The following is an 11,657-nucleotide window of genomic DNA, read 5'->3' as shown; positions in this document are numbered from 1 at the left end:
CAATTAGGAGGAATTTGTATGTCTGCTAAAACTTTACTTGAATTACCGGAAGAATTTGAACAATATAGACCGCTAATAGAGGAAACAATGAAGCCTGTTGTCCTTATTGATGCGGATGCTGGAAAAACAACCTTGTTTCAGAGTAAGTTTGCGGGGGACCCTTATTTCCCACTAGCAATGGAATATCCTAAAAATGCAAGTGGACAACCACTAAAGCTTTTAGCCCAAGTTAATTTTGCAGAATTGCCTAAGCATTTGCCGAATTTCCCAGAAGAGGGGATAGTGCAGTTTTATATTGATGGCTATGACGATGTATTAGGAATGGACTTTGATAATGGCAAAAATCAAGAAGGTTTTCGTGTCATTTTTCATGATACCGTTATACATGATGAAGCGCAGCTTATTCAAGATTTTTCATTCGTAGAAAAGGAAGATGAGGAAATGTATTTTCCAGTAGAGCGTGAAATGACATTATCTTTTAAAACAGGTTTTGAACCCTTATCGATTGATGATTACAGAGCTAATGACATTTACAGTCATATCTTAACGACAATTGAAGATAACGAAACATTAGAAGATGCCTTTTATGATGCTTTAACTGGGGATGGACTTAAAATCGGTGGTTATCCTTTCTTTACACAAGAAGATCCACGTGCATACGGTGATTATACAGACTCTACAATTTTGCTATTGCAAATAGATAGTGTGGGGGATGATATACTATGGGGCGATTGTGGAGTTGGCAATTTCTTCATTACTGAGGAAGAATTAAAAAATAAAGACTTTAGCAATGTTCTTTACAATTGGGACTGTCATTAAAAAAACAAGCGAGCATACACAGTGCTCGCTTGTTTTGTAATTTTTATTGTTCACGAGCATTAAATTGCTCCATTTTGTCTTCTAGGTCATCCATCATTTGAATTAAACGATCAATATCATCTAATTCAGCTGTTTCAGGATCTAGGGCATCTAATACTTCTAAAAACATTTCAAGACGCTCTCTTAAATAGGTTACTTGCTGTTTTTTATCAGTGATTGGCTTGGACATTCGTACACCTCATTTCATCCCTTTCATCGTAGCTGATTTAGGCTGAAATTTCAATGTTTAGGTAGACACCTAGGACTAAGCGATTAATTTTAAAAATAAGTAGACGGAATATTTACAATATTGAATTTGTATGTTAAAGTTGTTTTAAGATAAAGTAAAGGAGCTGATCGAAAACATCTTTACAACTCTAACTCGAAAAGGAGGGAGTTTAAACAAGTACTCGGTAATAATCAAAAGCCGAATTTCGTGTTTATACAATTAAATGACTATAAGTATTCGTTAAGCCTTAGCGTAAAATCACATGTGGTGAGCGCTAAGGCTTTTTGGTATGCTGTTCTTTGGGAGATTGATTGGAGGAAAAGATGACATACTTCTCAGATTACAGCAAAAAAAGATTTACCATATTAGTAATAATTGTATCCATATCAGGCTTTTCGCAAGGGATGTTATTACCGCTCATTTCTATAATTTTTGAACGTGATGGCGTTTCCTCAGCATTAAATGGCTTGAATGCAACGGGCTTATACATAGGGACATTATTAATTTCACCATTTATAGAGCAACCATTACGAAAATGGGGCTATAAACCGATCATTTTGATTGGGGGCGCACTTGTTTTTATCTCCTTATTGGCATTTCCTTTATGGAAAAGCGTCACATTTTGGTTTGTGCTTCGTTTACTGATTGGTGTGGGGGACCATGCCTTGCACTATGCCACTCAAACATGGATTACTAGTACTGCTGATCATAAAAGCTTGGGAAAAGGGATGGCTATCTATGGCTTGTCTTTTAGTATAGGTTTTGCCGTTGGGCCACTGATGGTAAAGTTGATTGAAATAGGTGAAGCTTTACCATTTATTGTTTCGTCAATCATGTGTTTAATGGCGTGGTCTTTTGTATTCTTCTTACAAAATGAAAAACCTGAGCGTTTAACAGGGGACTTACATGCAAGAGGGTGGAAGCGTTACAAAATGGCTATTTTATTTGGTTGGATTGCCTTTTTAGGACCTTTTGTATACGGATTCCTCGAGTCTTCATTAAATGCATTATTCCCCGTATATGCACTACGTAAAGGGTTTGAGGTGGGCATGATTCCAATTATTTTATCAGTCTTTACATTTGGTGGTATTTTAACTCAAGTACCATTAGGTGCACTGGGAGATAAAGTGGGAAGAAAGAATATTTTGATGGTAGGGTCATTTGGTGGCGCTATTATTTTCGCAATTGCCAGCTTTTTAGAGCATTCACAAATGGCTGTCGCTATAGCGTTTTTCTTAACGGGCACACTAGTTGGCTCGATGTTCTCTTTAGGGATTACATTTATGGCAGATTTAACGCCAAAGGAGCTACTGCCTACTGGGAATTTACTCTGTGGAATTGCCCTAAGTATAGGTAGTTTAACCGGACCGTTCTTAGGTGGAGTTTATTTAGAATATGTAAAAAACTATAGCTTCCTTTTACTTGTAGCAATGCTATTGCTAGTTGTGGCTTTCATATTACTCCTATTTGGACGTCTTAAGAACAAACAGGCATCGATGGCAAAATAAAAAGAGCGGGGCTCATCTCCCGCTCAAAAACAAAAAAACGCCCAGCAAATCCGTGCTGTTATGGCGTTTTTTGCGTAACAAGGATGTTCCGTCCAAGTTACATAGGTTTGGCACCTAAAAAAGAATTATACAGACAAATTCTTATGAAATCAATAAAAATAAAAAGGGATATTTTGGACATTGCTGCTATTTTTAAATATAATGGAAGAACACTTGCTTAAGAAGGAGGTTTTATCATGACCGAAATGAAAAAACTATCTATTCATCGCGCTTTAACAGAATTAAAAATGCTACAGCAACGGATTGAAGGGGCAACAAATGAGGTTAGCTCTGTAGTAGCCAATCGTAAAAGTAATCAGAAAATAAATGGAATAGAAATAGTTGAGTATGAGAAACAAATGCAAGCATCCTACGATAAAGTAATGGGCTTAATTAGCTATAGACATAAAATAAAAGCTTTAGTTGTACAATCGAATGCCCGTACAATGGTAATCGTTGGAAAGGAAGAAATGACTGTCGCGGAGGCCATTGAGCGGAAACAATCTATTCAATATGAAAAGAATTTGCTAGAAGTCATGCAACATCAATATCGTTCTGCTATTCAAACAGTCGCCAAAGAAAATGATGCCTTACCAGCTAAACTGGAAACCTATTTAATTAATATATTAGGCAATAAAGATAAACAATCTCCGGAAGAAGTAAAATTACATACGGACACATTTATGAAAAGAAATGAATTTGAAATCATTGATCCACTAAATGTCAAACAACAAATAGAGACATTAAGTAGTCGGATCGAGGAGTTCGAATCAGAGGTCGATGCAGTCTTATCTGAATCGAATGCCACAACATTTATTGAAGTCCAAGCTTAAGGGATATGCATGGCCTTGCGAAAACGGAAAACGAAGAGTCGCTCGCGCTTCAAGGCATGTGTGTGAGTTTAAACATCAAACATGCCTTACACAAATAAAACTTACAATGAAAATAACCTAAAAGCTTAAAGGTTAAAGGTAAAAGTATAAAGTTTACGCTTCAAAAATCTTTCTATAAAAGTTGAAAATTGAACCTTTAAAAATCTTTTAAATCCTGGGGTAATGGTTGAGGTATCGACTTTTCTGGACCGTCCGTCATCCACCAGGCAGCTCGTGCTGTGCATCATAAAGAAAGGACGTCTCCATTTATTTTGAGACGTCCTTTTTATGATTATTTATTTTTCAATACCAGCTTTGCAACACATTCTACCAGTTATGATTAAATGTCCGATAAATAGCAAAGTAACCATTAGTAACGAGTATTATATTGTTTAAATTGGCGGCTATCAATCGACTCTGTTCCAACTCCTCATTAACCTAAACGAATGTGGTAACTGAGAGACTGTTTTTTTATTTCATCATATTTTTATAATTCTAGGATGCTAATAAAGTGACTGAAGAAAATGCATCACCTTACTAGGTTCCATACGTTTTTTATAGTCTGCCTCCACGCTAGCTAAACGGATAATTCCTGCTTTATCGATTACATAAGTAGCTGGTACTGGAAGTTCCCAAGAATGGTCACCATTAAATGTTTCGAGTGATATATCAAGCGATCTGTAGATAGGATACACATACTCAGGCAATTTAAATTTCAGATTATATTTTTCAGCAGTTTTATTTTGTAAGTCGCTTAAAACATGGAAATTTAATTCATTTTTATCTTGTACAGATGCAGAATAGTTTGGAGTTTGCGGGCTAACTGCAATTAATTGGCCACCAATTGCGTTAATGTCATCATTCATTCGCTGGTATGCTTTCAACTCAAGGTTACAGAATGGACACCATGTACCTCGGTAAAATATAAGAACAACGGGACCTTTCAAAATTTCCTCAGACAAAGTTATCTTTTGTCCTGTAGAATTCACTAAAGTGAAGTCAGGCGCTTTGACTCCAGCTATTAAACCCCTACCCGAATCAGATGTACGTAAATCATGAATGGATTTTTCGAATATATCCAGCACTTCCTTTGGGAGCACCTTTTCCATATGTGTAGCTGCTATATCTAATTCATTTTGCAATTTTTGAAATGGTGTGTTTTTCATTATGTCATCTCCGTATCGTATTATATTTTGTATGTAGTTATACGATACATCTTCATCTAGAAGAAAGATGTAATGTTGTTTACAACTCAATTTGAAAATCTCTATGCTACTTGATACTATCCAGCATTTTTTAGCCTATGAAATGTTCCTCTCCAAAAGCTTTTCTCGATGAATATAGATTGTTTTAAATCCGGTCTTAATGACTTCTTCTTTAACAAGTTCTTGTAAAACCACAGTTACAGCTTCTCTGGTTGCACCAACTAAATTGGCGATTTCTTGATGTGAAAGAGGAAAATCTATTTTGTAATACTCATTATCACCCGTAAGTCCAAACTGATCAGATAGCTTAATAAGCGCATATAAAACTTTGTCATGTAGTTTCCCAAGAGCTAGATTTTGCGTTAATTGACTCATACCGATAATTCGATTACTTAGTACTTTTAATAATGTCATCATAAATTGAGGCCGCTGAATTAAAAAATTTTCAAATCTTTCCTTATTCATCAAACAAATGTGGCTTTCCTCTATCGTTTCAATATAATTCTCTCGAGTACCAAATGAAATAATATCCATTTCCCCAGATACATTACCTTCGTTAAGTATATCCGAAGTAAACTGCTTACCTTGTGCATTTACTTTATACAGGCGCAACTTCCCCCTTTTAACAAAGTATAGCCCCTCCGAAAAAGTTTCTGGTGTTTGAATAAAAGTGTTTTTCGGAAAGGTCGTTATTAAAGTTAATTGTTCCATCTCTATTAAATCTTCCATCGAGAGCGAATTAAGCAGATTAAATTGTGATAAGTATTGAATGTTATCCATTTTTCCTCCTTATAATTGCATGAGCCCCCCAAGACTATAACACAATGTAAACATATTGAAATCAATCGACAATTGGTGACAGTCACTCAACGTTTTTCATTTTGTTTTTCAAATGTTTAGCTATTCTTATTAGAGAAGAAAACTGTAGCAATAGGTATCAAAAAAGAAAAAAGCGCAGTCTACAAAATGCAGACTACGCCTAATCAAGTCGCCAAAATTTACAAAGGAAATATCATTTTCGATGTTCTGCTTTAAGAACCATGGAGCAAACACATTCTACTTGTGCCGTTTGTGAGAACATATCAACAGGTTGAATGTACTCGACATGATAAAGCTTCGATAGTTGCTGTAAATCCTTCGCTAATGTAGATGGATTACAAGAAGTATAAACAAAACGCTTTGGTTTAAGCTTAAGCACGGTTTGGATAAACTCGGGTGCTAGACCTGTACGTGGTGGATCTACTGTAATAACATCTGGTGTAAAGCCTTCTTTGCGCCATTTTGCTAAGACACTTTCAGCAGTACCAACAGCATATTTGGTATGCTTGAAGCCATGGTTGCGCGCATTTTTACGGGCATCTTGAATGCTTTCGGGAATGACATCCATCCCTCGAACTTCTTGCGCTTGATCTGCTAGCCAAAGTCCCACAGTCCCAACTCCACAATATGCATCCACTATTGATTCTTTACCAGTTAATGCAGCTGCTTTTTTAATTTCATTATAGAGATGAACTGTTTGTGTAGGGTTAAGCTGGAAGAAAGCACGAGCCGATAAGTCAAAGGCCAATTCGCCAAGCTCTTCATGTATCGTTTCTTTACCGTCAAGAACTATTGTCTCATCACCAAAAATTAAAGAGGTTTTCTCACGATTAATATTTTGTGCAATGGAGACAATGCTCGGATCGATTTTTTTAATCCGTGTAATCAGTTCGGCTAAATGAGGAATTTCTTTACGTGTAGTTACAAGTACAACTTGTGTTTCGCCTGTACGAATCCCTGTACGTACTACGATTGTACGCACTAAGCCATCAAGTGTTCGTCCATCATAAATAGTGATATTTAATTTTTGTAAAATCTTACGTGTTGCAACGGTAACTTTAGAAGTGACAGGGTGCTGCACAAGGCAATCGTTAATATTTAGAAGCTTATTACTGCCTTCAACAAATAAGCCTGCATATACTCGCTTGCCTTCCTTACGTACTTGGAATTGACTTTTATTACGATAATGCCAAGGGTTATCCATTCCAAGTGTTTTTCGTACTTCCACCGTTTCAGCTAGAGGTTTCGCATAACGCTCTAAAGCTTGGATGACAATATCACGTTTTTCCGATAGCTGTTTTTCGTATGTCATATGTTGAAGCTGACAGCCACCACATTCATTGTAGACTGGACAAGGTGCTTCCTGACGGTGCTTAGAGACTTTACGAATGGATAAAATCTCAGCTTCAGCAAAATTATGTTGTGTCTTCGTAACCTGAGCTGTAATTTCTTCGCCAGGAATAGCTCCTTTGACAAATACTACATTTCTTTTATAAAAACCTACACCTTCTCCATTGATGCCAAGCCTTTTTATTATTAGTGGGAATTGTTGTCCCACGGTCATTGTTGTTTGCTGCGTCAAACGTTCCACGTCCCTGCTTTATAATGTCATCTCCCCATTATAACGAAGGAGCAGACGATTGCAAAGCAACAGGAAAATCTTCATATTCTAATACTAAATCATCAAGTGATAAGAAGGTATAGCCTTGCTTTTTGGCCTCTGCAATAAACATTGGCAAAGCTTCGGCATTATCTTGTGCAACAGTATGCATTAAAATAACGGCACCTGGATGCAATTGCTCCATGAGCGCATTATAGGCATAATCTGCACCACGTCGTTCATCTTTCATCCAATCCTTAAAGGCAACAGACCAAAAAATATGACGATATCCTTCCGCATTTCCTACTTCTAGCAGTTTGGCATTAAAGGTTCCTTCTGGTGGGCGAGCATAGGTTGTGCGGTCTATGCCAGTCAATTCACGTAATTTCCCATCAAACTTTCGCCATTCTGCACGCATGCCCTCTGGTGAAAGTCGAGCCATATTAGGATGACCATACGAGTGGTTGCCAATAGTATGACCATCCTTCACCATCCGTTTTACTAGGTCACTGGCACTGTCTAAATAATGCCCAGTTAAAAAGAAAGTGGCAGGTACATCTTCTTTTTCCAATGTATCCAAAATACTTTCGGTAAAGCCGTTTTCATAGCCATTATCAAATGTTAGGTAAGCAATTTTTTTATCTGCCTTGCCTTTATAAATAGCCCCGTATTTATCAAGTAATTGATCAAGCTGTGCACCAGCTTCTGCCTGTTCACCATTTTTCGCACGTTTAAAGCCCCAATGATGTTCATCAGAACCTGCAGCAAAATATGGATTAATGCTAATACCTGCGGCAATAATAAATGTAGCGATTACCGCACCTACAATATGTTGTTTCCACATAAAAAACGCATCCTTTCTTTTTCATTAGGATGCGTAAAATAGCTATAAATTATCCACTAATTCTGAGCAATTAATAAGTCTTCAAGTGCTTCTGTTAAATGCGGATATTTAAATATGAAATGATGCTCTTCTAACACTGCTGGTCGTACATGTTGACCCTCTAAAACAAGAGTGCTTTGTTCTCCAAGCGCCAAACGTATTGCAAAACTAGGAACAGGCAGCCAATGTCGTCTGTTCATGATCATTGCGATTGATTGCCCGAATTCTTTCATGCGAGTCGCATGAGGTGCGGTTACATTGAATGGTCCATGAATATTTTCATGAAGGATTGCGAAATATAAAGCACGTGCCACATCTTCAATATGTACCCACGAAAGCCATTGCTTACCAGAGCCGATTGTTCCGCCAACATGCATTTGATATGGTAATAACATTGGTGGTAATGCCCCGCTCTCTCTACCTAAAATGACCCCAAAGCGTGCAAGTGCGACACGAATTCCTAATGGTTCTGCTCGTTTTGCATGGCGTTCCCAATCATGAACGGTCGTGCCTAAAAAATCGTTCGCCACATCAGTAAATGTTTCATCATAAATAATCTCTGAAGAATGGGGGTAAAAACCGACGGCACTTGCATTAACAAGGACTTTAGGTTTTTTCGTGAGCTTTTCCATTATGCGCACGATTTCAAGTGTCGCATGCATCCGACTCCAATAAATATCCTTCTTTTGTTTGTTTGTCCATCGACCATTGTTTAAAGAAACTCCCGCTAAATTTACAAAGGCATCTGCTCCTTCTAATGCCTCTATTGGTAGGGCTTCATCCTGCAACCATTGTACATAATGAATGCCATTTTTTTCGGAAGGTGCACTCCGAGTTAAGACAAAAATATTATGACCGTTTTCCTCTGCTAGCTTGATAAAAGCTTTTCCCACAAAACCAGTTCCACCCGCAATCACAATTTTCATAAGAATCACCCCATTTTTCAAAAATTACACTTACTAATAATTGTATCATTTAACACGTATGTGAACATCTAAAGTACCCCTAGAAGATGGGGGATGAATAGCATCGAATAACGGATACCATAAAAAGAAATGTTATAATGGACAGGTGAGGTGTTGGCTATGCGTATGATTACAAAAATTGCACGTCAAAAAAACAATCCTGAACGTTATAATATCTACTTAAATGAAGAATATGCATTTCCTGTTGACGAGGCTATTCTGCTTCAATTTGGTTTAACAAAGGGGAAGGTTCTCGATGAATTTGAAATTCAGGAAATTGCCTACGAGGATGAAATACGGAAGGCGTTTAATAAAGGATTAAACTTTCTTTCTTATCAAATGCGAAGTGAGCACGAGGTGAAGAAAAAACTTCTTACTTTAGAATTTGGTGAAGCGGTAGCTTTAGAAGCGATTCAGAAATTAAAATCGTATGGCTTTATAAATGATGCAAACTATACCAAAGCTTTACTGGATACAAAAAAGGCGACAATGAAAAAGGGACCGAGAGCTATTAGACAAGATCTCATTAAAAAAGGAATTGATAAAAACCTTCAAGATGAGGTACTTGCCACATATAGTTTGGAAGAACAAATCAAATTGGCCTTACAGTTGGCGGAAAAAATTGTACGTTCAGAAAAAAGAAAGACCCCAGTACAAGTAAAAGCTAAAATTCAGGATTATCTGTTAAGAAAAGGCTATGCATTTCCGATTGTAGAAGAGGTGCTTAATCAAATAGAGCTTGAGCAAGATGAAGAAAATTGGCAACCATTACTCGAAGCACAAGGCGAAAAAGTTTGGAAAAAGTACGTATCGAAGTATACTGGTTATGAGCTAAAAATGAAGGTGAAGCAGACGCTCTATCAAAAGGGTTTTCCTATAGAAGTAATAAACCGTTTTATAGAAGAGAAGGAGAATGAAGAATGAACGAAAAGAATTATGCTGCTATGTCTGAGCATGAACTGCGTGAGGAAATTGCGTTTTTAAAAGAAAAGGCACGAAAGGCAGAGCAGCTTGGGATCATTAATGAATTTGCTGTATATGAGCGTAAAGCATTAATGGCAGCGGCTTATTTAGTAGATTTAGACACAATTGTGCCTGGTGAAATGTATCGTATTGATCGTTCAGATAATGAATTTTTCCAAGTTGATTATTTAAAGGGACGCTTTGCATGGGGACATCGTTTAGGCGGTGACAAATATCAAGAGGCATTACCTGTATCTATGCTGTCTCCTGTAAAGGTGGGCAAATAAGTGGAGGGAAAAATTGAAAAATTGACAGCAGAACTGCTGGCAAAAAATCCACAAATGTCAGTTGGACGTGCCCGTGTCTGGGTTGAATTATTATGGAGCGACTTTGAATCAACTTCAGCCAAAGCAGGATATGATTATCGTGGGGCAGATTATACAGAAAATCTTGTCCGCCAATTAATTACAAGCTATGGTGATAAACTACATGCCTTTGCAGGGCGCAATCCAAAATATGCCCATCTCCTAGATGCTAGCGATGATATGATACAATAATAAAACCCTGACCAATGTTGGTCAGGGTTTACTGCTTAATTACTTGCACCAATTTGTAATTTTTTCTGAAGCTTATCTTCTGTAAAAATCCAACCCGTGTAAGATGTAACGATTTCATTATCGTCATTTAAATGTGCTACTGCCACAAAGGGGTAGCGATTGTCACTCCGATAACGCAAGTCGATTAAACGTACCTCCAATAAGCCGTTTTCTAGCTCAGAAATCTCCCATCGGTACATCGGGGAGAACGACACGAAGGCAGCTAAGTTAGGGTCTTTCATGGCTGCATGAATAAGGGCAGTTTGAGGTAAAGGTTTAATTTCGAATTTATCATAAATATTAACAGTCCTGCCATAAGCCCGCCCAACATAATAATGTGTTTTAGACTTGGCGGCAATTCGCCAATGGAAGAAGCGCATAGTTGGTGCTACGATAACATATTCTTCATCTTGTATCGTGCTGTGGACTGCATTTTTTACTGCTTTTTGAACAGCGAATCGTAACAGATAATAAATCACGATAATGATATACATGATGCTAAATGTCCAAACAGGATTGGCTCCAAAAGCCCATAATACAATACCCATACAATGCAAGGAAAAAATAATTGGATCAAATGTATTGATGACACCTAATGCAACCCATTTTCTGGAGAATGGCCGTATTGCTTGTGTGCCGTACGCATTAAAAATATCGACAAAGACGTGAAGAGCGACAGCTAAAAATGTCCAAAGCCATAAATGAAACACATTTACGTCTTGCAAAATAAGGGAAATAACAGCTGTTATTAAGATTGGCCATATAGCTACTGCTGGTAGTGAATGTGTAATTCCGCGATGATGTCGAATATAGATAGCATTATTGCGTAGTTTTAGCACAGTATCAACATCCGGAGCTTGTGAGCCAATTATCGTACCTGCCATGACGGCAGTAAAGGTCATTGAGTGATTTGCTACTATAGGGTCGGCTAATGCAAGACCGCCAAGGGCAATACCCATAACGAAATGTGTACCTGAATCCAAAAATATCCACTCCTAGTATGCAGTAAAATCGAGTACAATTTGCATACATCTTTATTTCATTTATAAATAACTTTATTAATTTTTAGTATGGTGACATTCGATAATGACGAATATTGTAAGTTATGGACGAATGTTCA

General features: G+C 37.4%; 13 protein-coding genes. 6 read left to right on the top strand and 7 right to left on the bottom strand.

Features of this window, described 5'->3' with window-relative positions; all coding sequences use genetic code 11:
- Positions 1-18 precede the first annotated feature (18 nt).
- Positions 19-819: a YwqG family protein gene (locus tag MKX57_RS20630; protein ID WP_008173530.1), complete on the top strand. Its 801-nt coding sequence runs from the start codon at positions 19-21 to the stop codon at positions 817-819.
- Between the two features lie 43 nt (positions 820-862).
- On the opposite strand, the gene MKX57_RS20625 is transcribed toward MKX57_RS20630, so the two are convergent.
- A complete protein-coding gene (locus MKX57_RS20625) occupies positions 863-1,048 on the bottom strand; it encodes an SE1561 family protein (protein ID WP_008173529.1) in 186 nt (61 codons plus the stop codon).
- A gap of 362 nt (positions 1,049-1,410) precedes the next feature.
- Between MKX57_RS20625 and MKX57_RS20620 the strand changes: the two genes are divergently transcribed.
- Entirely contained in the window at positions 1,411-2,595 is a 1,185-nt protein-coding gene (locus MKX57_RS20620) for an MFS transporter (RefSeq protein ID WP_043989601.1), read from the top strand.
- A gap of 236 nt (positions 2,596-2,831) precedes the next feature.
- Positions 2,832-3,467, top strand: a complete 636-nt coding sequence (locus MKX57_RS20615; protein ID WP_089986822.1) for a hypothetical protein — start codon at positions 2,832-2,834, stop codon at positions 3,465-3,467.
- Between the two features lie 542 nt (positions 3,468-4,009).
- On the opposite strand, the gene MKX57_RS20610 is transcribed toward MKX57_RS20615, so the two are convergent.
- From MKX57_RS20610 to MKX57_RS20590, 5 genes are all read right to left on the bottom strand, one after another.
- Positions 4,010-4,672: a peroxiredoxin-like family protein gene (locus MKX57_RS20610; RefSeq protein WP_089986823.1), complete on the bottom strand. Its 663-nt coding sequence runs from the start codon at positions 4,670-4,672 to the stop codon at positions 4,010-4,012.
- A 135-nt stretch (positions 4,673-4,807) separates the two neighbouring features.
- Positions 4,808-5,491 (bottom strand): Crp/Fnr family transcriptional regulator, encoded by a 684-nt coding sequence (locus MKX57_RS20605; RefSeq protein WP_342550566.1) that lies wholly within the window; start codon positions 5,489-5,491, stop codon positions 4,808-4,810.
- 232 nt (positions 5,492-5,723) lie between these two features.
- On the bottom strand, positions 5,724-7,112 hold the full coding sequence (rlmD, locus tag MKX57_RS20600; RefSeq protein WP_096365899.1) for a 23S rRNA (uracil(1939)-C(5))-methyltransferase RlmD: 1,389 nt from the start codon (positions 7,110-7,112) through the stop codon (positions 5,724-5,726).
- A gap of 37 nt (positions 7,113-7,149) precedes the next feature.
- Positions 7,150-7,974 (bottom strand): polysaccharide deacetylase family protein, encoded by an 825-nt coding sequence (locus MKX57_RS20595; protein WP_008173518.1) that lies wholly within the window; start codon positions 7,972-7,974, stop codon positions 7,150-7,152.
- A gap of 56 nt (positions 7,975-8,030) precedes the next feature.
- Positions 8,031-8,939 (bottom strand): TIGR01777 family oxidoreductase, encoded by a 909-nt coding sequence (locus tag MKX57_RS20590; RefSeq protein ID WP_239355284.1) that lies wholly within the window; start codon positions 8,937-8,939, stop codon positions 8,031-8,033.
- 159 nt (positions 8,940-9,098) lie between these two features.
- On the opposite strand from MKX57_RS20590, the gene recX reads away from it, so the two are divergent.
- Genes recX through MKX57_RS20575 form a run of 3 tightly spaced genes read left to right on the top strand, consistent with a single transcriptional unit; the run spans position 9,099 to position 10,498 of the window.
- Positions 9,099-9,902, top strand: a complete 804-nt coding sequence (recX, locus tag MKX57_RS20585) for a recombination regulator RecX (RefSeq protein WP_342550565.1) — start codon at positions 9,099-9,101, stop codon at positions 9,900-9,902.
- A complete protein-coding gene (locus tag MKX57_RS20580; RefSeq protein ID WP_008173513.1) occupies positions 9,899-10,228 on the top strand; it encodes a YfhH family protein in 330 nt (109 codons plus the stop codon). The genes recX and MKX57_RS20580 overlap by 4 nt, the downstream gene beginning before the upstream one ends.
- The gene (locus MKX57_RS20575) at positions 10,229-10,498 is read left to right on the top strand and encodes a YfhJ family protein (protein ID WP_107922568.1); all 270 of its coding nucleotides are present in this window, start codon (positions 10,229-10,231) and stop codon (positions 10,496-10,498) included.
- 35 nt (positions 10,499-10,533) lie between these two features.
- On the opposite strand, the gene MKX57_RS20570 is transcribed toward MKX57_RS20575, so the two are convergent.
- Entirely contained in the window at positions 10,534-11,520 is a 987-nt protein-coding gene (locus tag MKX57_RS20570; RefSeq protein WP_107922569.1) for a metal-dependent hydrolase, read from the bottom strand.
- Between the last annotated feature and the right edge of the window lie 137 nt (positions 11,521-11,657).

The sequence above is a fragment of the Lysinibacillus sp. FSL M8-0216 genome, from assembly GCF_038595555.1.
GTDB classification, from domain to species: domain Bacteria; phylum Bacillota; class Bacilli; order Bacillales_A; family Planococcaceae; genus Lysinibacillus; species Lysinibacillus fusiformis.
This window is presented reverse-complemented; position numbering and strand designations above follow the sequence as displayed.

What these genes read in the sequence shown, in the direction of transcription:
- MKX57_RS20630 (WP_008173530.1), top strand. Translation starts at nt 19, where the DNA reads ATGTCTGCTAAAACTTTACTTGAATTACCGGAAGAATTTGAACAATAT.
- MKX57_RS20625 (WP_008173529.1), bottom strand. Translation starts at nt 1,048, where the DNA reads ATGTCCAAGCCAATCACTGATAAAAAACAGCAAGTAACCTATTTAAGA.
- MKX57_RS20620 (WP_043989601.1), top strand. Translation starts at nt 1,411, where the DNA reads ATGACATACTTCTCAGATTACAGCAAAAAAAGATTTACCATATTAGTA.
- MKX57_RS20615 (WP_089986822.1), top strand. Translation starts at nt 2,832, where the DNA reads ATGACCGAAATGAAAAAACTATCTATTCATCGCGCTTTAACAGAATTA.
- MKX57_RS20610 (WP_089986823.1), bottom strand. Translation starts at nt 4,672, where the DNA reads ATGAAAAACACACCATTTCAAAAATTGCAAAATGAATTAGATATAGCA.
- MKX57_RS20605 (WP_342550566.1), bottom strand. Translation starts at nt 5,491, where the DNA reads ATGGATAACATTCAATACTTATCACAATTTAATCTGCTTAATTCGCTC.
- MKX57_RS20595 (WP_008173518.1), bottom strand. Translation starts at nt 7,974, where the DNA reads ATGTGGAAACAACATATTGTAGGTGCGGTAATCGCTACATTTATTATT.
- MKX57_RS20590 (WP_239355284.1), bottom strand. Translation starts at nt 8,939, where the DNA reads ATGAAAATTGTGATTGCGGGTGGAACTGGTTTTGTGGGAAAAGCTTTT.
- recX (WP_342550565.1), top strand. Translation starts at nt 9,099, where the DNA reads ATGCGTATGATTACAAAAATTGCACGTCAAAAAAACAATCCTGAACGT.
- MKX57_RS20580 (WP_008173513.1), top strand. Translation starts at nt 9,899, where the DNA reads ATGAACGAAAAGAATTATGCTGCTATGTCTGAGCATGAACTGCGTGAG.